16 protein-coding genes, 1 tRNA gene and 1 pseudogene are annotated in these 21,071 nt (G+C 72.8%); 8 read left to right on the forward strand and 10 right to left on the reverse strand.

Annotated elements, in window-relative coordinates; all coding sequences use genetic code 11:
• Position 1: 1 nt before the first annotated feature.
• Positions 2 to 439 carry a nuclear transport factor 2 family protein gene (locus AC5L35_RS36130; protein WP_495064260.1) on the reverse strand — a complete coding sequence of 146 codons (438 nt, stop codon included), beginning with the start codon at positions 437 to 439 and terminating at the stop codon, positions 2 to 4.
• A gap of 86 nt (positions 440 to 525) precedes the next feature.
• Between AC5L35_RS36130 and AC5L35_RS36135 the strand changes: the two genes are divergently transcribed.
• The 3 genes from AC5L35_RS36135 (at position 526) to AC5L35_RS36145 (ending at position 3,657) form a co-directional block, all read left to right on the forward strand.
• The gene (locus tag AC5L35_RS36135; protein WP_495064261.1) at positions 526 to 1,083 is read left to right on the forward strand and encodes a TetR/AcrR family transcriptional regulator; all 558 of its coding nucleotides are present in this window, start codon (positions 526 to 528) and stop codon (positions 1,081 to 1,083) included.
• Positions 1,084 to 1,849: 766 nt separating this feature from the next.
• A complete protein-coding gene (locus AC5L35_RS36140) occupies positions 1,850 to 2,818 on the forward strand; it encodes an ATP-binding cassette domain-containing protein (protein WP_495064262.1) in 969 nt (322 codons plus the stop codon).
• Entirely contained in the window at positions 2,815 to 3,657 is an 843-nt protein-coding gene (locus AC5L35_RS36145) for an ABC transporter permease (RefSeq protein WP_495064263.1), read from the forward strand. Before AC5L35_RS36140 ends, AC5L35_RS36145 begins: the two co-directional genes overlap by 4 nt.
• Positions 3,658 to 3,710: 53 nt before the next feature.
• Here AC5L35_RS36145 and AC5L35_RS36150 read toward each other — a convergent pair whose 3' ends face one another.
• The 4 genes from AC5L35_RS36150 to AC5L35_RS36165 all read right to left on the reverse strand — a co-directional run bounded on the left by AC5L35_RS36150 (position 3,711) and on the right by AC5L35_RS36165 (position 11,081).
• A complete protein-coding gene (locus AC5L35_RS36150; RefSeq protein ID WP_495064264.1) occupies positions 3,711 to 6,929 on the reverse strand; it encodes an AfsR/SARP family transcriptional regulator in 3,219 nt (1,072 codons plus the stop codon).
• Between the two features lie 42 nt (positions 6,930 to 6,971).
• Positions 6,972 to 8,342 (reverse strand): dipeptidase, encoded by a 1,371-nt coding sequence (locus AC5L35_RS36155; RefSeq protein WP_495064265.1) that lies wholly within the window; start codon positions 8,340 to 8,342, stop codon positions 6,972 to 6,974.
• A 112-nt stretch (positions 8,343 to 8,454) separates the two neighbouring features.
• Positions 8,455 to 10,152, reverse strand: a complete 1,698-nt coding sequence (locus tag AC5L35_RS36160) for a class I adenylate-forming enzyme family protein (protein WP_495064266.1) — start codon at positions 10,150 to 10,152, stop codon at positions 8,455 to 8,457.
• Positions 10,149 to 11,081: an SMP-30/gluconolactonase/LRE family protein gene (locus tag AC5L35_RS36165; protein WP_495064267.1), complete on the reverse strand. Its 933-nt coding sequence runs from the start codon at positions 11,079 to 11,081 to the stop codon at positions 10,149 to 10,151. The genes AC5L35_RS36160 and AC5L35_RS36165 overlap by 4 nt, the downstream gene beginning before the upstream one ends.
• A gap of 136 nt (positions 11,082 to 11,217) precedes the next feature.
• On the opposite strand from AC5L35_RS36165, the gene AC5L35_RS36170 reads away from it, so the two are divergent.
• On the forward strand, positions 11,218 to 12,891 hold the full coding sequence (locus AC5L35_RS36170; protein ID WP_495064268.1) for a fatty acyl-AMP ligase: 1,674 nt from the start codon (positions 11,218 to 11,220) through the stop codon (positions 12,889 to 12,891).
• Positions 12,892 to 12,925: 34 nt separating this feature from the next.
• Here AC5L35_RS36170 and pth read toward each other — a convergent pair whose 3' ends face one another.
• The 4 genes from pth to glmU all read right to left on the reverse strand — a co-directional run bounded on the left by pth (position 12,926) and on the right by glmU (position 16,845).
• A complete protein-coding gene (gene pth, locus AC5L35_RS36175; RefSeq protein ID WP_495064277.1) occupies positions 12,926 to 13,516 on the reverse strand; it encodes an aminoacyl-tRNA hydrolase in 591 nt (196 codons plus the stop codon).
• Positions 13,513 to 14,145: a 50S ribosomal protein L25/general stress protein Ctc gene (locus AC5L35_RS36180; protein WP_495064269.1), complete on the reverse strand. Its 633-nt coding sequence runs from the start codon at positions 14,143 to 14,145 to the stop codon at positions 13,513 to 13,515. The genes pth and AC5L35_RS36180 overlap by 4 nt, the downstream gene beginning before the upstream one ends.
• Positions 14,146 to 14,359: 214 nt before the next feature.
• Complete coding sequence (locus tag AC5L35_RS36185) at positions 14,360 to 15,340, reverse strand: ribose-phosphate diphosphokinase (RefSeq protein ID WP_495064270.1); 981 nt, start codon at positions 15,338 to 15,340, stop codon at positions 14,360 to 14,362.
• Complete coding sequence (glmU, locus tag AC5L35_RS36190) at positions 15,337 to 16,845, reverse strand: bifunctional UDP-N-acetylglucosamine diphosphorylase/glucosamine-1-phosphate N-acetyltransferase GlmU (protein ID WP_495064271.1); 1,509 nt, start codon at positions 16,843 to 16,845, stop codon at positions 15,337 to 15,339. Before glmU ends, AC5L35_RS36185 begins: the two co-directional genes overlap by 4 nt.
• Positions 16,846 to 17,252: 407 nt before the next feature.
• On the opposite strand from glmU, the gene AC5L35_RS36195 reads away from it, so the two are divergent.
• Positions 17,253 to 17,690, forward strand: a complete 438-nt coding sequence (locus AC5L35_RS36195; RefSeq protein WP_495064272.1) for an OsmC family protein — start codon at positions 17,253 to 17,255, stop codon at positions 17,688 to 17,690.
• A gap of 597 nt (positions 17,691 to 18,287) precedes the next feature.
• Here AC5L35_RS36195 and AC5L35_RS36200 read toward each other — a convergent pair.
• Positions 18,288 to 18,358: transfer RNA gene (locus AC5L35_RS36200), tRNA-Gln, on the reverse strand.
• 223 nt (positions 18,359 to 18,581) lie between these two features.
• On the opposite strand from AC5L35_RS36200, the gene AC5L35_RS36205 reads away from it, so the two are divergent.
• The 3 genes and pseudogenes from AC5L35_RS36205 to AC5L35_RS36215 all read left to right on the forward strand — a co-directional run.
• Positions 18,582 to 19,547: an acyl-CoA desaturase gene (locus AC5L35_RS36205; protein WP_169399319.1), complete on the forward strand. Its 966-nt coding sequence runs from the start codon at positions 18,582 to 18,584 to the stop codon at positions 19,545 to 19,547.
• A gap of 212 nt (positions 19,548 to 19,759) precedes the next feature.
• The gene (locus AC5L35_RS36210; protein WP_495064278.1) at positions 19,760 to 20,986 is read left to right on the forward strand and encodes a methyltransferase domain-containing protein; all 1,227 of its coding nucleotides are present in this window, start codon (positions 19,760 to 19,762) and stop codon (positions 20,984 to 20,986) included.
• Positions 20,983 to 21,071, forward strand: a pseudogene (locus AC5L35_RS36215) (glucose-1-phosphate cytidylyltransferase); the annotation flags it as partial. The gene AC5L35_RS36210 and the pseudogene AC5L35_RS36215, both read left to right, overlap by 4 nt.

Genomic DNA, 21,071 nt, shown 5'->3' on the forward strand with positions numbered 1-21,071 from the left:
GTCAGGCCGCCGAGAGCGCGGCCACCAGGTCCGGGGTGCGGCCGAGCAGTGCGGCAGTCGCGATCGGGTCCATGTAGTCGTCGTAGCTGACGATCTCGCCGTCGCGCACCCGGATCACGCCGAGTGCGCGGAACCGGTACGGGCTGCCGGTGGCGTGCGAGTGCCCGTGGTGCTCGATCTCGGCCACCACGACCTCGGGGTCGTCGGTCTCGCGGACCACGACGTCGACGCCCTCGATCCGGAACATCTCCCGTCGCCCGGACGCGGCGCCGTGATAGGCCCGGATCGCGTCCCGGCCGCGCAGCTCGCGCGGCATCCCGGGCGGCGCGAAGGGATAGCTGAGCACCCCGTCCGCGGCGAAGAGGTCGGCGAACACGACTCCCTCCCCGGCCACCATGCGACGTACCTGCTCGACGACTTCCCGAGGACTGCGGCTCATGACTCCTCCTAGAATCGGAACGGTGACCCCGCTTCGACGATACGGAACGTGCGCCCCGCTTCGCTACCCACCGGCGGTGAGCGGTCATGGCTGAACGACCACTGCGCGCGGACGCCCGCCGTAACCGGGACCGGGTGCTCGCGGCCGCCGACGCGGCCTTCGGAGAGCGGGGGTTCGGCGTGCCGCTCGACGAGATCGCGGCCGCGGCGGGCGTCGGCCCGGGCACGGTCTACCGGCACTTCCCGACGAAGGAGGCGCTGTTCGAAGCCGTATCGCTGGCCCGGGTGCAGGACCTCGTGGCGGATGCGCAGTCGCACGCCAGTGCCACCGATCCCGGGTCGGCCTTCGAGGGCTTCCTCACCCGGCTCGCCGAGGAGGCGGACCGCAAGCGGGACCTGCCCGACGCGCTCGGCGGCGTCGGGGCGCACGGGATGGCCGACGCGGTCGCCGAACTGCACGGTGCGCTCGAGGTACTGCTGGCGCGGGCCCAGGCGGCTGGAGCGGTGCGCGGCGACGTCACCGTCCCGGACCTGATCGCGCTGCTCAAAGGGCTGTTGCAGGTGGTCAGGGCCGACCCGGACCCAGGGCTGCGGCGGCGCGTCTTCGCCGTGGTGCGTGACGGCTTGAGACCGCTCCCGGGATGAGGATCAACCTTTCGACCGATCCGCACGGAGTGGGTCTGTCCTAACGTGACAGCGGTGCGGCCGGGTCGGGGGACCCGGAGGGGAGCACCGCACAGCACGACCGGCCCACCGCTGATCGACGGCGGCGGCGGGCCGGTCGGCACCCCCGCAGCGCACCGTGACCACGCGACGCGCACCCCACCCCCGCGAGTCGCCCGAAACGAGCCCGCGAGTCGCCCGTTTCGCGCGCGCGAGTCGCCCGCTTTAGGCGCGCGAGTCGCCCAAACCGGCCCGCTGATCGCCCAGATTCCGTCCGCGAGTCGCCCGGATTCCGTCCGCGAGTCGCCCGGAACCGGCCGGCGAGTCGCCCGTTTCGCGTCCGCGAGTCGCCCGGATTCGGGCCGCGAGTCGCCCTGCCGCCGCGAGATCCCTGCAGGCGGTTGGCCTCGGCCCGGAGCAGCCCACCGAGCCGTCGGCGGGTCCCCTCCCCGTCGGCGAAGTCGTTCGGTGACGAGCAGGGCCGCGTGTGCGGAGGGGGCGACTCACGCTCCCGATTCGGGCGACTCGCGGGTTCAGCCGGCGGTGATCGATCTGAGATCCGGGTCTTGGCCCTTCGGAGGGCGGATAGCCGGATCTCGTGACGATCATCGTGACGGCCGCAGGGATCGGGCGACTCGCGGGTGGGGATCGGGCGACTCGCGGGTGGGGGTCGGGCGACTCGCGGGGTGTCAGGGGGGCGTCAGGGTGGTGTGGGGGGTGTGTCAGCGGCCCGGCGCACTGTCACGGCATGGAATCCGTCATCCGGGTCGAGGGCCTGGTCAAGAAGTTCGGGGAGACGACCGCGCTGGCCGGCGTCGACCTCGTGGCGAAACAGGGTGGTGTGCTCGGGCTGCTGGGACCCAACGGCTCCGGCAAGACCACCACCGTGCGGGTGCTGTCCACCCTGCTGCGGCCGGACGCGGGTCGGGCGAGTGTGCTCGGGCACGACGTCGTCGCCGAGGCGGCCGCCGTGCGCAGGCAGATCGGGCTGACGGGGCAGTACGCCGCGGTGGACGAGGCGCTGTCGGGCACGGACAACCTCGTGCTGGTCGCGCGTCTGCTCGACCTGCCCCGGCGGGTCGCCCGTGCCCGTGCCGCCGAACTGGTGGAGCGGTTCGGGCTGATCGAGGCGGCCGGCAGGCGGGTCCGCACCTACTCGGGCGGTATGCGGCGCAGGCTCGACCTCGCCGTGAGCCTGATCGGCAGGCCGCGGGTGCTGTTCCTCGACGAGCCGACCACCGGTCTGGACCCCCGGCACCGCAACGAGGTGTGGGACAGCGTGCGGGGGCTCGCCGCCGAGGGCGTGACGGTGCTGCTGACCACGCAGTACCTCGAGGAGGCCGACCAGCTCGCCGATGACCTCGTCGTCCTCGACCGCGGCCGCGTCATTGCCGCGGGCACGCCGGCCACCTTGAAGGCGGAGGTCGGCGGGCAGCGCTTGCACGTGCGACCGATGCACCGGGCCGACCTGCCTCTCGTGACCGAGTTGGTCGCGGAGCTGGCCCCCGGCCTGGAGCCCACCGTCGATCCCAGCGGGGAGATCATCGTGCCCGCCGGCGACCCCGGCCTGCTGCACCGCGTCGGAGCGCGGCTCGACGAGGCCGGCGTCACCGTCGCCGAGCTGGGTCTGCGGCTGCCCAGCCTCGACGACGTGTTCCTGACCCTGACCGGACGAGCCGCCGCTGACGCGGCCGCCATCACCGAGGAGGCGGCATGAGCACCGCTACCACCGCTACCACTACGCGACCGGCGCGGCCCGACAAGCGTGGCGACGTGGCCGAGACCCCGGTCCGCCACGTCCCGTCGGCGCTGCGCCACGGCGTGACACTCGCCTGGCGCGGTGTCGTCAAGACGATCCACTCACCGGAGGCGCTGATCGACGTCACCCTCCAGCCGATCATCTTCCTGCTGCTGTTCGTCTACGTCTTCGGCGGCGCGATCTCCGGCGACACCAGCACCTACCTGCAGTTCGCACTGCCCGGCGTGCTCGTGCAGACCATCGTGTTCGCCTCGGCGGGCACGGGTGTGGCACTCGCGGAGGACCTGCACACCGGCATCTTCGACCGGTTCCGCAGCCTGCCGATCTCGCGTACCGCGCCGTTGCTGGGCGCGATCGGGGCGGACCTCGTTCGCTACCTGACCTCAGGGGTGATCATGCTGGTCTTCGGCGTGATCCTCGGTTTCCGGTTCGACACCGGGCCGCTTGCCGTCGTGGCCGCGCTCGGCCTCGTGATGGTGTTCGCCTTCGCCCTGTGCTGGGTGTTCACCGCGCTGGCGATGGTGGTCAAGGCGCCCCGGTCGGTGCAGGGACTCGGCGCCTTGGTCATGCTGCCGCTCACCTTCGGCAGCAACGTCTTCGTCCCGGCCTCGACGATGCCCTCCTGGCTGCGCTGGTTCGTCGAGCTCAACCCGGTCTCGAAGATCGCGGACGCCGTGCGCGGGCTGCTCATCGGCGGGCCGGTCGCGGTCCCGGCGACGGCCGGGCTGGTCGCTGCCGCGGTCATCGTCGTGATCTTCGCCCCGCTCGCGGTGTCGCTCTACCAGCGACGGACCTGACCGACACCGGGCCGTTCCGCCACGTCGAGGGGGCGTGGCGGGACGGCCACCGGTCACGGTCGACGCGCGTCGACCTCGAGCCGGGACTCCGGGCGTTCCGGGAGGACGGCGGGCAGGCCCCGGAGCTCGGCCGGCCGGGTGACGACCTCGCTCAGGACCACCAGCCCGTCGGCACGCGGTAGCTCCCGGCCGCGCCGCATCAGCTGGTCCGCGGCCTCCGGGCCCAGCACGGCACGGACGCCGCTCTGCGCGGCCAGCACCTCGGGGTTGCCGCGGTCGATCGCCCCGCGCTGAGCGGCCGCGATCCCGAGCAACAGGCCGGCGCACTCCGCGTCACCATCGGCCAGTACGACCTGCGCGGCGACCTCGGCAACAGCCGCTGCGACGGGGCCGTCGCGGCTCTCCACCGCCACGGCGACCGCCTCGCAGAGCGCGGCCCTGGCCGCCGGTCGGTCGTCTGCCGTGAGCTCGACGGTGGCCCGCGTCATCGCGAGAAACGCCCATCGCTGCGGTGCTCCCGGGCCCTTGGGGCCCAGTCCGGTGGCGGCACCGTCGAGGTAGGCCCGTGCGGCGTCGAGGTCACCTGCCAACCGCTCCACCTGTGCGAACGAGATCGACAGGAGACCCCCCATGCTGAACGGCCCCTTCGTCAGCGCGCTCGCCTGTTGCAGCAGCTCCCGCGCCGTGGCGAGGTCGCCGCGCCGGGCCGCGAGCGACGCGCGCCTGGCCATGAACTGGGGCAGGTCGTCGTCGTTGCCCAGCTCGCCCGCCAGCGCGATGGCCTCCTCATAGGCGCGGGCGGCGGCGTCGTGTTCGCCTGCGACGTCCTCCAGCTCGCCCAGCGAGTGGACGACCATGCCCAGCCCGAAGCGGTCTCCCGTGCGGACGAACAGCTCGTGCGCAGCCCGGACGTACCGGCGCTGGTCGTCGAGCAGGCCATCGTTCTCGGCGACCTGGGCCCGCATCTGCAGTGCGAAGGCGCGCACCCACGGATCGGGGGAGGTGGTGGAGAGCTGTTCGATCGCGGTGGCGTCGGCCCGGGAGAACAGCGAGTAGACCGGTCCGAGCAGCTCCAGCAGGGGTGGCAGTGGGCGGGGGATCCCGGCGGCGAGTGCGAGGGCTGTCTCGACGGCCTGCGCCGCCGCAGGCAGGTCGCCACGGGCCACCCGGACCAGCGCGAGGAACCCGGTGGTCATGGCCCGGGCGCGGGGCGGGGCCGGGCCGGTGAGCAGCTGGACCGCCTCCACCCAGCGCTCGACCTCGTCGAACAGGCCGCGTTCGATCCACGACCACGCCATGGCCGCCACCAGCCGGTGGGCGATGGCCGCGTCGGCCGCGGTCACGGCCCGGCGCAGCACGATGTCGATCTCGTCAGCCTCGGCCCGTAGCCGCACCAGCCAGTGGAGCTGCTCGGCGCCGCGCAGGAGGGGCTCGGCGGCCTCCGCCAGTTCGAGCACGACGGCGGCATGGGTCGCCTGCGCTGCGGCGCGCTCGCCCGCCTCGTCGAGGCGCTCGCTCGCGTACTCCCGGATCGTCTCCAACATCCGGTAGCGCGTGTTCCCCTCCTTCTGCGGGACGGCGACGAGCAGCGACTTGTCGACGAGCGCCGCGAGCAGCTCGAACACCTCGCCCGGAGCAGGGCCGGGCGGCCCGGAGCAGACCCGCTCGGCCGCGGTGACGGTGGCCCCGCCCGCGAAGACGGCCAGCCTGCGGGCCACCGCACGCTCCGGCTCGCTGAGCAGGTCCCAGCTCCAGTCGACCACCGCGCGCAGTGTCTGGTGACGGGGCAGCGCTGTCCGCGAACCGGAGGTGAGCAGCCGGAACCGGTCGTCGAGCCTGGCGGCGATCTCCGCAGGCGTCAGGGAGCGCAGCCGGGCCGCGGCCAGCTCGATGGGAAGCGGCTGCCCGTCGAGCCTGCGGCAGATCTCGACGACGGCCTGCTCGACGTCGGGGGTCAGGTCGAAGCCGGGACGCACCGCGATCGCCCGGTCGACGAAGAGCCGGACGGCGTCGGAGGGGGCCAGCGCCTCGACGGGGTGCAGGACCTCGCCGGACACTCCGAGCGGCTCCCGGCTGGTGGCGAGCACCCGCAACCGCGGGCACGCGTGCAGCAGCGTCTCGGCGAGTACGGCCACGCCGTCCACGAGGTGCTCGCAGTTGTCCAGGACGAGCACGAGGTCGCGGCCACCGAGCGCCGTCACGAGCCGGGCCGTGGTCGGCGGCCCGACCTCGTCCTGCGTGCGCAGCTGCAGCTCGGGGCCACCGACCGCGGTGAGCACGGCGGCCGGGAGCTGGTCCCTGGCGGTGAGGGCAGCGAGCTCGGCGACCATGGAGTCGGAGGGACCAGCGGCGACGGCCTCCCGCGCGAGCCGCGTCTTCCCGGCGCCTCCCGGACCGGTGAGCGTGACCAGCCGTGCGGTGCCGAGCAGGTCGCGGATCCGGTCGACGTCCTGGCTCCGGCCGACGAAGCTGCTGATCGGGGCGGTCCGCACGGGCGGCGGTGGTGCAGTGACCAGCGATTTCCGCGCCGGAGCGGCGTGGCCGCGCAGTACGGCGAGGCGCGCCGCCTCGAGCTCGGCGCCCGGATCGACGCCCAGCTCGTCGGCGAGCCGGGACCGGGTGCCGTCCAGCACGGCGAGGGCGTCGGCCTGCCTCCCGTCGGCGTGCAGCGCGCGGGCCAGCAGCACCGCGGTGCTCTCGCGCAGCGGAGCGGCGTCGAGCTGGACGCGCAGGGCGTCGATCTCGGCGGCCGGGTTCCCGAGGCGGAGCCCGAGCCGCGCCCGGCGTTCGACGGCCACGGCGCGGCGCTCGGTCAGCCGGTGGGCCGCCGGACGCGCGAACGGCAGGTCGAGAACGTCGGCGAGCGCGGGTCCGTCCCACAGCGCGATGGCCTGGCCGAGGAGGGCGTGCGCCTCCGCCTCGCCCGCCGCGTCCGCCGCCGTGAGCAGTGCCGTGAACCGCAGCGCGTCGACCGCGTCGGGCTGCACCCGCAGCCGGTAGCCGCGGGCCGCGGTGTCGACGAGGTCGGTCCCGATCGCGCGCCGCAGCCGGGACACGAGCGCCTGCAGCGCGTTGACCGCCGCGTCGGGCGGGGTGTCACCCCACAGGTCGTCCACGAGCTCGCTCGCCGCGACCGCTCGCCCGGCGTCGAGCGCGAGCCGGGCCAGCAGCCCGCGCAGGCGCGGGCCGCCGAGCGGCACCGGCCCCGGATCGCCTCCGTGGTCGGTGCCGCCCGGCCACACCTCGACGGCGCCGAGCAGCGTGATCCGCACCCGATCAGTGTGCCTGGGCGGTTCCGGCTGGTTCGTTCCCGGTCAGGGGGTGTCGGGGGCGAGCTCGGCCAGCAGGAGGGCCTCGCCGAGCACCCCCTTGCCGAACATCGTCAGGTCCAGGCTCTCGTCGATGCCGTGCCAGCGGCTCGCCGGGTCTCCGACGCCCGTGACCAGCACGGTGGCGCCGGGGAAGGTGCGCGCGAACTCGGCGATGAACGGGATCGAGCCGCCGACGCCGGTCTCGACGACCTCGTTGCCGTACGCCGCCGCGAAGGCGGTGCGGGCGGCGTTGTAGGCGGTGCCGGTGGTGCTCAGCGAGTACGGCTCCGCGATGCCGGCCTCGGGTGTGATGGTGACCTGCGCGCCCCACGGCACGTTCGCCTCGAGGTGCTCGGTCAGCGCCGCCTGTGCCTTGAGGGCGTCGTCCCCCGGCGCGAGCCGCATGCTCACGTAGGCACGGGCGCGGGGGAGCAGCACGTTGGACGCGTCGTCCACGCGCGGCGCGTCGATGCCGAGCACGGCGACCGCGGGCTTGTGCCAGAGGCGCTCCGGGATGGTGCCGGTGCCGAGAAGCTCGACGCCGTCGAGCAGCCCGGCGTCCGAGCGGAAGGTGGCCTCGTCGAGGTCGGGCGCCTCGGAGTTGCCGCGCGCGAGCCCGGGGACGGCCACGTCGCCGTTCTCGTCGTGCAGCGCGGCGAGCGCGTGGCAGAGCGCGGTGAGGGCGTCGCCGACCGCGCCGCCGTACATGCCGGAGTGGCCGGGCCGCTCGAGCATGGCGACCTCGACGGTGACGGCCACGAGGCCGCGCAGGCTCGTGGTGACCGCGGGGACGTCGACGGCCGGGTTGGCGGAGTCGGCGATCACGATCACGTCGCTGGTGAGGAGGTCATGGTGGTCGCGCAGCAGCGCGGCCAGCGTGGGGGAGCCGGACTCCTCCTCGCCCTCGATGAACAACGTGACCCCGACCGGCGGCCTGCCGTCGTAGGCGCGCAGCACCGCGAGGTGGGTCATCACGCCTGCCTTGTCGTCGGCCGCGCCGCGGCCGTAGAGCCGGCCGTTCCGCTCGGTCGGCTCGAACGGCGGGCTCGTCCAGTGCTCGTCGCCGCCGGTGGGCTGGACGTCGTGGTGGGCGTAGAGCAGCACGGTGGGCGCGCCATCGGGGGCGGGCCAGTGCGCGACGACGGCGGGCGCGCCACCGTCGGCCGCGATGATCGTGACGTCGGCGGCGCCTGCGCCTCTCGCGAGCTCGGCGACGGCCTCGGCGCTGCGGCGGGTGTCGTCGGCGTGGGCCGGATCGGCCCAGATGCTCGGGATGCTGACCAGGCGCTCCAGGTCGGCGCGGGCGCCGGGGAGGGCTGCGGTCACAGCGTCGGTGACGGGCGTGGCGGGGAGGGTTACAGGCTGCTCGGGCACGGAGTCCGATGCTAGTTGTGGCGGATGGACCCGGCGAGGTCGACATCAGCGTGGTCACGGCCGAAAACCACCACTCCCACGTCGATCTCGATGGCTCGCGACGCCGTCGGCGTCAGCGGTCGGGTTGCTGACGCAACGCGCCCTTCAGCACCTTTCCCGTTGCGGTGCGCGGCAGCGGCTCCGTTCGCCAGACCACCTGCGACGGCACCGCGAACGCGGGGAGCCGGGCCGCGCTGTGGGCGAGCAGGGCGGCGGTGTCCGCGTCGGCGCCGGGCGCGGCGCGCACCACGGCCGTGACCTCCTCCCCGAGCGTCGGGTGCGGCACTCCCACCACGGCGGCCTCGGCGACGGCCGGGTGTTCGTGCAGCACGTCCTCCACCTCCACGCAGTAGACGTTCTCGCCGCCCCGCACGATCACGTCCTTCAGGCGGTCGACCACGTGCACCCAGCCGTCCCGGCGGAAGCCCAGGTCGCCGGTGCGGAACCAGCCGTCGACGAACGCCGCCGCCGTCGCCTCCGGGTTGTTCCAGTACCCGCGCACGATGTTCGGACCGCGGAACCACAGCTCGCCGATCTCGCCGTCGGGCACCTCGGCTTCCGATGCGGGCTCGACGATCCGCAGGTCCGCTCCCGGTACGGGACGCCCGACGCTGTCGGGGTGTGCGGCGTAGTCGGGGCCGGTGTTGGCGCACACGGCCGACGTGGTCTCGGTGAGGCCGTAGCCGTTGGCGGCCGTGACGCGACCGCGCAGTTCGGTGGCGATCCGGGTGACGAGCACGGGCGGGATCGGGGCCCCGCCCATGCCGATGCGGGTGAGCGAGGCCATGTCCTCGGGGTGGGCGATGGCCAGTTCGGCGACGTCCCGCATCACCGTGGGCACCCCGGCAGCCGTGGTGAGCCGCTCGCGACGGACGAGATCGCGGGCCTCCTCGACGTCCCACCGGTACAGGGTGGCCAGCTTTGCGCCGGTGAGCACCGATCCGTAGAGCGAGTTGAGTCCGGCGATGTGGAACAGCGGGTAGGCCAGCAGCGTGCCCGGCCTGCCCGCGTCCGGCCGCGGGGCGGGGGGCGGCCCGCCGTGGGCGAGCCATGCCGACGCACGGGCCTGGAGCGCGACGTTCAGCGCGTTGGTGCAGTGGTTGCGGTGGCTCGCGACCGCGCCCTTCGACCGGCCGGTGGTCCCCGACGTGTAGAGGATCGTGGCGTCGTCGTCCGGATGCAGCGCGACCTCGGGCAGCGCGGCGGCCGGGTCCAGCCCCGCCACCACGTCAGCCCACTCCTGAACACCGGCAGGTGCCTCGCCCTCCCCACGAACCCGGACGACCGGCGGCCGGTCCGCCTGTTCCAGGGCCCGGACCCGCTGCCCGTCGGCGACGAGCAGCCGGGCGCCCGAGTCGCGCAGCGCCCACGCCAGCTGCGCGCCGGTCCACCAGGCGTTGAGCGGCACGACGACCAGGCCGGAGACCAGGGCGGCCCAGAACACCGGGCTCCACTCCGGGTAGTTGCGCATCGCGACGGCGACGCGGTCGCCCGGCTCCAGGCCGTGCTCGTGGCGCATCCACGCGGCCAGACCCGCGACGAGCCGCAGGTGCTCGGCGTAGCTGCGCCGCTCGTCCCGGTAGACCGAGAAGGTCGCGTCGCCGAACGAGGCGGAGCCGGCGAGCAGGTCGCGGAGGGTGGCGGGCCCGCGCCGGTAGACGCGCATCGGGACGCCGCGAACCACCTCGTCGACCAGTTCGAACTCCGCGCCCGGCGCGGTCAGGGCGGCGATCACCGGGCCCAGCCCGACGTCGTCGGCGTGCTCGGTCATGCCGTGAACTGCAGGGGGAGGCCCGGCCGGTCCCACTCCGCCGCGTACAGCACGCCGCGACCGGACGACGTCACGTACGCGGTGCGCAGGTCGGGGCCGCCGAAGCAGATGTTCGTGACCCAGATGTCGTACTCCGGCGGCCGCACCACCTCGAGCAGCGCGCCGTCGGGGGAGACGACGCTGATCGCGCCGGTGTAGAGCGTGGCCACGCAGACGTTGCCCGCCGCGTCGACGGCGAGCGAGTCGAGCGTCTGGTAGCCGGGGAAGCCGTGCAGCAACGTGCCGCCGTGCAGCGCGAGAGGTGGGTCCGGGTCGCGCCGCACCCGGCCCGGGCCCTCGATCTCCCAGTACCAGAGGCGCCCGGTGGAGGTCTCCGCCACGTACACGCGCGAACCGTCCGGGGACAGCCCGACGCCGTTCGCGGTGACCAGCGGGTGGACGACCTCGACGATCGACGACCCGTCCGCCGTGGCGTAGTAGAGGCCGCCGTGGTCGATCTCACGGGACCGGACCTTGCCCAGGTCGGTGAACCAGAAGCCGCCGTCGGCGTCGAACACGATGTCGTTGGGACCGCGCAGCGGATGCCCGTCGACCTCGGTGTAGAGGTCGGTGACCTCGCCGTCGAGGGTCACCCGCTGGATGCGGCCGCCGATGTAGTCCGACGGCTGGTGCCCGGGGGCCGTGAGACCGCGGCGGGTGCCCCAGGTGAAACCGCCGTTGTTGCAGACGTAGATCGCGCCGTCCGGGCCGACCGCCGCCCCGTTCGGACCGCCCCCGCACTCGGCCACCACGGAGGTGGTGCCGTCAGGGGCGACCCGCGTCAGCGTGCCGCGCTGGATCTCCACGACGAGCACCGAGCCGTCCGACAGCGCGACCGGCCCCTCCGGGAACCGAAGGCCGCTGGTGATCTCCCGAAACCCGACCGCCATCTGTGCGCCCCCTCTTCCGGGCACCGGCGCCCGGGCGAGATCCACCCTGCCACCTCCCGCCCGGCGGGTCCCGGGTCGGCGGCGATGGTCATGACCACATGGTCCTGGTTGCGGAGTTCGCCGTACGCTCCCGACCATGTCCCGGTTCCTGGCGATGTTGTTGGAGTCCGCCACCAGTTCCACGAAGGGGATGACGACCGGGGAGCCCGCAGGCGCTGTCCGGCGCGGCTGGCCCGAGGTGCATGCCTCCGCGCGACGGATCGCGGCCACCCTGCAGGTCGGCACCCCTGACGCGGCCGGACTGCACCGGGGCGCAGCGGTGGGCATCCTCGCGGGCGAGCCCGCGTCGATCGCGCCCGTCGCCCAGGCCGTGTGGTTCACGGGTGGCAGCGTCACGATGCTCCACCAGCCGACGGCGCGCACCGACCTGACGGCCTGGGCCGAGGACACCGTGTCCGTCCTTCGCATGATCGACGCGAAGCTCGTGCTGCTCGGTGCCCCCTTCGACGCGCTCGCACCGGTGCTCTCCGAGCGTGGCATCGCGTTCCGCACCATCGAGTCCCTCCACTCGGACGGTGCGGGCATCGCTGCCGACGCCGCGGTGGCCGACGAGGACGACACCGCGCTGCTGCAGCTCACCAGCGGCTCCACTGCGGAGCCCAAGGCGGTGCGGATCACGCACCGCAACCTGCACGCCAACATCACCGGGATGGTCGTGGCGTCCGCGCTCGACATCGACCGGGACGTGATGGTGTCCTGGCTCCCGCTGTTCCACGACATGGGCATGGTCGGGTTCCTGACGGTGCCGATGACCACCGGGCTCGACCTGGTGAGCGTCACCCCCAGCGACTTCCTCAGCCGCCCGCTGCTGTGGGCCGAGCTGATCTCGAAGTACGGCGGCACCGTCACGGCGGCGCCGAACTTCGCCTACGCCGTGCTGGGCAGGCAGCTCGCGCGCGCCGACGACGGGTCGCTGGACCTCTCGTCGTTGCGGATCGCCATGAACGGCGCCGAGCCCATCGATCCGGACGCCGTGGAGGCGTTCACGGCGGCGGGGGGCCGGTTCGGCCTGCGGCCGGAGTCGGTGGTCGCCGCCTACGGGATGGCCGAGACGGCGCTCGGGGTGTCCTTCGCGCCGGTCGAGACGGGCCTGGAGGTCGACCGGATCGACGCCGAGCAGCTCGAGTCGCACCGGCGCGCGGTACCGGCGGGCGACGGGCCGTTCCGCCGTTTCCCGAAGCTGGGGCCGCCCCTGCCCGGCATCGAGGTCCGGGTGGTCGGTGACGACGGCGCGGTACTGGCCGAGCGCGAGGTCGGCGTGCTGCAGCTGCGCGGCGAGTCGGTGACCCCTGGCTACCTCACCGTCGACGGGCCGGTCTCCACCCTGGACGCCGACGGTTGGCTCGACACCGGCGACGAGGGGTACGTCGTCGACGGAGCCGTGGTGGTCTGCGGCCGTCGCAAGGACGTGATCATCATGGGTGGCCGCAACATCTATCCCACCGACATCGAGCGGGCCGCCGCCCAGGCCGCCGACGTGCGCGCAGGCAACGTGGTGGCCGTCCGGATGCTCAGCGGGACCGACGGCGCCCGGCACCGTGAGACGTTCTTCGTGGTTGTCGAGTCGCGCAAGGCGGGCGACCCGGAGGCCGAGCAGGTGATCCGCAAGGACGTCACCCGGCGGGTGGTCTCCGAGGTGGGGGTGCGCCCCGCCGAGGTCGTGGTGTTCGGTCCCGGCATCCTGCCCAAGACCCCGTCGGGGAAGCTGCGCCGGGCCGCCACGGGTGACCTGCTGCGGGCCCGCGTCTGACGCAGCCCGCGCGCCGCGGTGCGGCGGCTGCCGGTCAGCCGGAGAGGGCGTGGAACTTGTTCTGCGCCGGTTCGAGCCCGTCGGAGAGCAGGGCCTCGGCAGCGTCGGCTGCGAGGTCGACGGCGAACTCCAGCTCCTTCTTCTCCGAGCCGGAGAAGCGCTTCAGCACGAAGTCGGCCGGGTCCTGCCGGCCAGGAGGCCGGCCGATCCCGAACCGGACGCGCAGGTAGTCCTTCGTGCCGACGGCGGAGCTGATGGAGCGCAGCCCGTTGTGGCCGCCCTCGCCCCCGCCCCGCTTCAGCCGGACGACACCGAAGCCGAGGTCGAGGTCGTCGTGGACGACGACGAGATCCTCGACCGGCACCGAGAAGTACTTCGCGAGCCCGGCGACCGGGCCGCCGGAGACGTTCATGTACGTGCGCGGCTTGGCGAGCACGACCCGCCGGCCGGCGAGCCGGCCCTCGAGCACGTCGGCGTTGGTGCGGTGCCGGGAGAAGCGGCCACCGCCGGCCCGCGCCGCGAGAAGCTCGACGACGCGGAAGCCGACGTTGTGCCGGGTCTCGGCGTAGTCCGGGCCCGGGTTGCCGAGCCCGACCACCAGAGCGGGGCCCGGCGCCACGGTCAGTTCTCGGAGGTGGTGGCCGGGGTCTCCGGGGCGTCCTCGACGACGCCGGCGCCCTCGGCGTCGATCTCGGCCTCCATCTGGGCCTCGGTCGGGGAGGCGACGATGTTGACCACGAGGATCTCGGGCTCGGCGCGCAGCGTGGTGCCCTCGGGCAGCGGCACGTCAGCAGCCTGGATCTGGGTGCCGACCGTGAGGCCCTCGACGGACACCTCGATCTGCTCCGGGATGTTCGAGACGTCGGCCTCGACCTCGATGGCGTTGAGCTCCTGCGTCACGAGGGTGCCGGGGGCGGCGTCACCGACGACGACGATCTGGACCTCGACCGCCACCTTCTCGCCGCGGCTGATCACCAGGAGGTCGACGTGCTCGATGTACGGCCGGATCGGGTGCGACACCACGGTCTTGGTCAGGGCGAGCTGTGGGGTGCCGCCGATGTTGAGCGTGAGGACAGCGTTGCGCCCCTGCTCGCGGACGACCCGCTTGAACTCCAGCTCGGGGAGCGAGAGGTGCTGCGGTTCGGTGCCGTGCCCATAGAGCACAGCGGGGATCTTGCCGGCGCGACGGGTGCGGCGGGCGGCGCCCTTGCCGAACTCCGTGCGGGTCTCGGCGTCGATACGGGCCTCGGCCACGGTACTTCTCCTCGATCAAAGCGTGCTGCGACATGGACGCGCGCGACGAGGCAGGCCGGCCGGGCCGGGGCTGCGTCGATCACGGCGGGCTAGAGACAACACCCGCCCTCGCCGCGGAACTGCCGTAGACGATACGCGACGCGTACCGGCGCCTGCGCCAGACCCTCGCCCGTCCGGGGGTCACCCGCCGGAGTGCTCCGTGCCCGGAGGTGTCCTACGCGTTGCCGTCGAAGAGGCTGGTGACCGAACCGTCGTCGAACACCTCGTGAATGGCGCGGGCCAGCAGCGGCGCGATGGAGAGCACCGACATGGTCGGGAACCGCTTCTCGTCCGGGATCGGGAGCGTGTCGGTGAAGATCACCTCGCGGGCCCCGCAGGTGGCGAGGCGCTCGGGTGCCGGTCCCGAGAGCACCCCGTGGGTGGCCGCGACGACCACGTCGGAGGCACCCTCCTTGAGGAGCACCTCGACGGTCTTGGCCACCGTGCCACCGGTGTCGATCATGTCGTCGATCACGACGCAGAGGCGGCCGTCCACCTCACCGACGACGCGGTTGGCGACGGCCTCGTTCGGCTTGCGCGGGTCGCGGGTCTTGTGGATGAACGCCAGCGGCGTGCCACCCAGGATCTCGGCCCAGCGCTCGGCCAGGCGGACCCGGCCGGAGTCGGGGGAGACGACGGCGAGCTCGTGGTCGGCATAGGTGCGCTTGATGTGCTCGGCGAGCACCGGTAGCGCGAAGAGGTGGTCGACGGGGCCGTCGAAGAAGCCCTGGATCTGCGCGGTGTGCAGGTCGACGGTCATGATCCGGTCGGCGCCTGCGACCTTGAACATGTCGGCGACGAGACGGGCCGAGATCGGCTCCCGGCCACGGTGCTTCTTGTCCTGGCGGGCGTAGCCCCAGAACGGCATCACGACGGTGATCCGTTTCGCCGAGGCCCGCTTGAGGGCGTCGACCATGATCAGCTGTTCCATGATCTGGTCGTTGATCGGCGCCGAGTGCGACTGCAGGACGAACGCGTCGCAGCCTCGTACCGACTCCTCGAACCGGACGAAGATCTCCCCGTTGGCGAACGAGTACGCCGACTGCGGGGTGATCGTCACGTCCAGGTGCTTCGCGACCTGCTCGGCCAGCTCGGGATGCGCTCTCCCCGAGAAGAGCATGAGGTTCTTCTTGGGGGTTGCCGACATCGCGCTCACCGTGGTGTGCCTCCATGACCGTCGTTCGCCGGGTCGTTCGCTCGTGCGGCCGCCTCGGCGGCGGGGGTGTCGGGTCGTTTCTTCTCGACCCACCCCTCGATCGTGCGCTGTGCCCCCGCCGACACTGCGAGCGCCCCCGGCGGCACGTCCTCGCGGACGACGGTGCCGGCGCCCGTGTAGGCACCGTCACCGATCTGCACGGGGGCGACGAAGGTGTTGTCCGAGCCGGTCCGGACGTGCGAGCCGATGACGCTGCGCTGCTTGCGCACGCCGTCGTAGTTGACGAAGACCGAGGACGCGCCGATGTTGCTCTGCTCGCCGATCGTGGCGTCACCGACATAGGTGAGGTGCGGCACCTTGCTGCCGGCCCCGATGTCGGCGTTCTTGACCTCGACGAACGTGCCGATCTTGCCGCGTTCACCGAGCCGGGCCCCCGGGCGCAGGTAGGCGAACGGCCCGACCGACGCGCCCGCTCCGATGGTGGCGCCGGTGCCGTGCACCCGGATGACGTTGGCGCCTTCGCCGATCTCGCAGTCGGTGAGCGTGGTGTCGGGGCCGACCTCGGCGCCGCCCGCTACGGACGTGGCGCCGTGCAACTGGGTGCCCGGGTGCAGCACGACGTCGGGCGCCAGCCGGACCTGGACGTCGGTCCAGGTGGTGTTCGGGTCGACGACCGTGACGCCGCTGCGCATCCAGCGCTCGAGCAGCCGCCGGTTCAGCTCCGCGCGGATGGCGGCGAGCTGGACCTGGTCGTTGACGCCGCGGACCTGCCACCCGTCGGTGCAGCGGACGGCGCGCACGTCCACGTCGTCGTCGTGGGCGATCTTGACGAGGTCGGTGAGGTACAGCTCACCCTGGCTGTTGGTGGTGCGCAGCCTGCTGATCGCGGCCATGAGGTACCGGGCGTCGAAGGCGTACACCCCGGAGTTGACCTCGGTGACGGCCCGCTGCTCCGGCGAGGCGTCGGCCTCCTCGACGATCCGGGTGACGGTGCCGTCGGACTCGCGCAGCACGCGGCCGTAGCCGGTGGGGTCGGTGAGCTCGGTGGTGAGCAGCGTGAGCGCGGCCCCGGAGCGGGCGTGGGCGCCGAGCAGCGCCTCGAGGGTCGCCGGTTCGAGCAGGGGGACGTCGCCGTAGGTGACGAGGACGGGGCCGGTGATCGTGGCGGGCACGACGTCCAGCGCGCACCGGACGGCGTGCCCGGTGCCGAGCCGCTGCTCCTGCACGGCCGCGAGCACCGGCCTGGCCAGCTCGTCGCCGAGTGCGGCGACGGCGTCACCCACCTGGCGACGGCCGTGGCCGACGACCACCACGAGGTGCTCGGGAGCCAGTGCGGCCACCGCGTGCACGGCGTGGCCGAGGAGGCTGCGGCCGGCGATCGGGTGCAGCACCTTCGGCAGTGCCGAGCGCATCCGGGTGCCCTCGCCCGCGGCCAGCACGATCGCGGCGGCCGGCCGGACGGGCGCGGCGTCACCGGCGTATCCGGGCTCGTGACTGTCGACCATGGAGCCCACTCCCTGGTTCTACTGCTCGTGGTCAGCTCGGCGAGCGGACGGCGAGGCCGAGCCGGCGCGATACGAACGCGCCGATGTCGGCGTCGGGGACCCCGAAATCCTACGGGGTGCGCAGGTACCTCGCCGTAAGTCCCACTGGGCCGACCCCGTCACCTGCGCCGATCGGGCCGAGCCGCTCCGTCGCGCCGTCGCGGATCGTCGATCCGCGTAACGGCGTCCCGGCGTTCTACGACTTGTTGGCGAAGCAACCCCGGCGGTGGTGAATCCCGGATCGCGGGCAGACCGTTCGCCGTCGATCCGCCACCGGTCGTCTCAGAGGACGCTCCCAGGTGAACGGTTTTCGTGTCTCAGGGGTTGTGCCAGACGGAAGATCACAACCCCGCTCTCCGGAGGCTCAGATGCCCACTCGCACCGCCCGCACGGCCTGGAACGGCACCCTGGAACAGGGAGCCGGGCAGGTCGAGCTCACGAGCAGCGGTGTCGGTACCTACGACGTCAGCTTCCCGAAGCGGACGGCGGAGGACGCGGGCGGCACCACCAGCCCGGAAGAGCTCATCGCGGCAGCGCACTCGTCCTGCTACGCGATGCAGCTGTCCGCGCTCATCGCCCAGGCGGGTGGCACTCCGCAGTCGCTGGACGTCACCGCCGCCGTGACCCTCGGACCGGACCCCAAGGGCGGGTTCGCGATCACGGGCATCACACTCACCGTCCGCGGCGAGGTCGAAGGCCTCGACGCGGAGGGGTTCGAGAAGGCCGCGCAGGCGGCGAAGGAAGGGTGCCCGGTCAGTAAGGCGCTGGCCGGCACGACGATCACTCTGGACGCCGGTCTGGAGTGATCGGGGATCCCGCGAACCCGCGGGATCCGAGGGGGAACGACGAACAGGGGAAAGCATGAGGTGCACGGGGAACGGGCGTCCGCCCGAGCCGCCGCCGCAGCCGCCGAACGGGCGCTAGCGGAAGCTCGCGAGGCGAGCATCCGAGGCTGTGCGGAGCTTGCGGAGCGAACAACGGAGTTCAGCGGAGCTTGCCGACCGAACACCAGTAACTGATCAACGATCCGGGGCGGTCCTGCTGAGGCGGGGCCGCCCCGGTGTCGTGCCCGGCGCCCGGCTCAGCGGTCGAGCGGGTGGAGCACCGGTTTGAGGTCGAGGACCGGAGTGCCGTCGAGCGCTTCGAGGTCGTGCACCTAGACGAGATCTTCCCGGCAACCACATCTGCGCGGGTCGGGCACGGTACCGGGCTCCCGGCTCCGGTTCGTGCCGTTTCGCGCGGACCGTGACGCCCGGATTTCATCGATGTGACGAAAACCGCTCGGCCGGCTGCTCCCCCCCCTGCCCGGCACGGAGCCGGACGGGCTCCGTTGCGCGGCCACCGGAGGCGCAGCGCGTTCACTCGATGCCGGTATGGATCTCCATGGGGGCCTTGACCTGCTGCTCCGCCGCCAGGATTCGAACCTGGACCATCGGAACCAAAATCCGAGGTGCTGCCGTTACACCACGGCGGACAGACCTTCATCCTGTCACGCAGCACGAACGGGGTTGCGCCGGACCGTGGCCGGGTATGCGAGGGAGGGCGTGGCGAACCGGGCGATTCGCCTGTTGTTCCCGTTGCGGGGGCTGTGTGGTCGGTCCCGATCACCTAGCCTCCGGAACGGGATGTGGTCCGCGGTCCGTCGCGCGGGTCGGCCCGGCCGTCACCCCCATGAACCCCCAGCCGCGAGGAGCCCCATGACCGCCACCGTCGAGGATGCCGACGCCGGTCGGCCGATATCGGACCCCAACCCGGTGATCTCGGGCCGGCGCACCGCGTTCCAGCACTCGATGATCTACGTGTTCGTCGCGATGCCGATGGTCGCGCTCGCGGCGGCCGTCCCCCTGGCCTGGGGCTGGGGCGTGGACTGGCACGACCTCGTCCTCCTCGGCGTGTTCTACGTCCCCGCGGTGCTGGGCGTCACGGTGGGCTTCCACCGCCACTTCACGCACAAGTCGTTCAAGGCCAAGCCGTGGCTGCGGGTCGCGCTGGCGATCACGGGCTCGCTGGCCGTGCAGGGCAACGTCCTGAACTGGGTGGCCGACCACCGCCGCCACCACGCCTTCTCCGACCGCGAGGGCGACCCGCACTCCCCGTGGCTGTTCGGCACCTCGCCCGCGGCCGTGGCCAAGGGCTTCCTGCACGCCCACATGACCTGGTTCTTCGACCGCAACGAGACCAACCACCGGCGGTTCATCCCCGACCTGCTCGCCGACAGGGCGATCGTCAGGGTCAGCCGCACGTTCGGGATCTGGGTGGCGGTGAGCCTGCTGCTGCCCGCCGTGCTCGGAGGGCTCATCTCGTGGTCGTGGGTCGGGGTGCTCACCGGCTTCTTCTGGGGCGGCCTGGTGCGCCTCGCGCTCTCCAACCACGTCACCTGGTCGATCAACTCGATCTGCCACATGATCGGCAAGCGCCCGTTCCGCTCGCGGGACAGGTCGCGCAACTTCTGGCCGCTCGCGGTGCTGTCCATGGGCGAGTCGTGGCACAACCTGCACCACGCCGACCCGACGTGCGCACGGCACGGCGTCCTGCCCGGCCAGATCGACATCTCCGCCCGGCTGATCTGGATCTTCGAGAAGCTGGGCTGGGCGTACGACGTGCGCTGGCCCACTCCGAAGCGGCTCGCCCGGCTCAGCAGCCAGGAGGCGGCCACGCCCTGAACGGCCCCCTGAAAGGGGTCCGTCCCGGGGCAGGCGGCACCTGCAGTGGCCCACGCGGGTGACCCACCCCCGGGGGAGGGCAGGGCTGTTCGTGGAACACTGACCCCCGTGCGCAGACTGGAGAACGGTCACCGGCGCGACACGATCGGGGGGGCGCCGCAGTGCTGACCGAGAACGCGGTCCAGGCGGGTGACGCACCCCCGGCGGCCCCGCTGATCACCTGCCGGCTCTGCGGATCCGCGGAGCTCAGGAGCTTCCTCGACCTCGGGGCCACCCCTCCGTGCGAGCTGTTCCTCACGGCCGATGCGGCGGAGGGCCCCGAGGTCACCTACCCGCTGCACGTCCGGGTGTGCAACCAGTGCCTGCTCGCGCAGCTACCTCCGCTGATCACGCCGGAGGAGACCTTCACCGAGTACGCCTACTTCTCGTCGTTCTCCACCTCCTGGGTGGAGCACGCGAAGCGCTTCGTCGACGACTCCGTCGAGCGGCTCGGTCTCGGGCCCGACTCGTTCGTCGTGGAGGTGGCGAGCAACGACGGCTACCTGCTCCAGCACGTGGTCGAGCGGGGCATCCGCTGCCTGGGCGTCGAGCCGTCGGTCAACGTGGGGGAGGCGGCCCGCGAGAAGGGGGTGCCCACCCTCACGGCGTTCCTCACCCCGGAGACCGGCGCCGCCGTCCGCGCCGAGCACGGTGGGGCCGACCTCGTCTGCCTGAACAACGTCTACGCCCACATCCCCGACGTCGTCGGGTTCACCCAGGGGCTGCGGGCGATGGTGGCCGACGACGGCTGGGTGTCGATCGAGGTGCAGCACCTGCTCACGCTGGTGGAGCGCACCCAGTTCGACACGATCTACCACGAGCACTTCCAGTACTACACGCTGCTCACCGGCCAGCGCGCGCTCGCGTCGGGCGGCCTGACGCTCGTCGACGTCGAGCTTCTCGGCACCCACGGCGGCTCGATCCGGATGTGGGCCCGGCCCAGCGAGATCGCCGGTGAGCCGTCCGAGCGGGTGCGTGCCGTGCTCGCCGCCGAGGAGGCGGCGGGGCTCCACACGGCCGAGGGCCACGACGGCTTCGCCGTAGCGGTGTCGCGGGTGCGCGACGACCTCGTCGCCTTCCTCATCGAGGCGCGCCGGGCCGGCAAGACGGTGGTCGGCTACGGGGCGCCCGGCAAGGGCAACACGCTGCTGAACTACTGCGGCATCCGCCCCGACCTGCTCGCGTACACGGTGGATCGCAACCCGTACAAGCACGGGCGGTTCACGCCCGGCACCCGCATTCCGGTGCTCCCGCCGGAACAGATCGCGAAGGACCGGCCGGACTACGTCCTGATCCTGCCGTGGAACCTGCGCGACGAGCTGATCGACCAGCTGTCGTACGTCCGAGAGTGGGGCGGGCAGCTGGTCTTCCCGATTCCGGCGCTCGAGGTGGTCGCGTGAAGGTCGTCCTGTTCTGCGGTGGTTACGGGATGCGGATGCGGGACGGGGTCTCGGATCTGCCGAAGCCGATGCATCCGGTGGGGCC

The organism is Pseudonocardia sp. OZ21 (assembly GCF_059359135.1).

Excerpts from the sequence above, each read along its gene's own strand:
- AC5L35_RS36130 (WP_495064260.1), bottom strand. The coding sequence starts at position 439 with ATGAGCCGCAGTCCTCGGGAAGTCGTCGAGCAGGTACGTCGCATGGTG.
- AC5L35_RS36135 (WP_495064261.1), top strand. The coding sequence starts at position 526 with ATGGCTGAACGACCACTGCGCGCGGACGCCCGCCGTAACCGGGACCGG.
- AC5L35_RS36140 (WP_495064262.1), top strand. The coding sequence starts at position 1,850 with ATGGAATCCGTCATCCGGGTCGAGGGCCTGGTCAAGAAGTTCGGGGAG.
- AC5L35_RS36145 (WP_495064263.1), top strand. The coding sequence starts at position 2,815 with ATGAGCACCGCTACCACCGCTACCACTACGCGACCGGCGCGGCCCGAC.
- AC5L35_RS36160 (WP_495064266.1), bottom strand. The coding sequence starts at position 10,152 with ATGACCGAGCACGCCGACGACGTCGGGCTGGGCCCGGTGATCGCCGCC.
- AC5L35_RS36165 (WP_495064267.1), bottom strand. The coding sequence starts at position 11,081 with ATGGCGGTCGGGTTTCGGGAGATCACCAGCGGCCTTCGGTTCCCGGAG.
- AC5L35_RS36170 (WP_495064268.1), top strand. The coding sequence starts at position 11,218 with ATGTCCCGGTTCCTGGCGATGTTGTTGGAGTCCGCCACCAGTTCCACG.
- glmU (WP_495064271.1), bottom strand. The coding sequence starts at position 16,845 with ATGGTCGACAGTCACGAGCCCGGATACGCCGGTGACGCCGCGCCCGTC.
- AC5L35_RS36195 (WP_495064272.1), top strand. The coding sequence starts at position 17,253 with ATGCCCACTCGCACCGCCCGCACGGCCTGGAACGGCACCCTGGAACAG.
- AC5L35_RS36205 (WP_169399319.1), top strand. The coding sequence starts at position 18,582 with ATGACCGCCACCGTCGAGGATGCCGACGCCGGTCGGCCGATATCGGAC.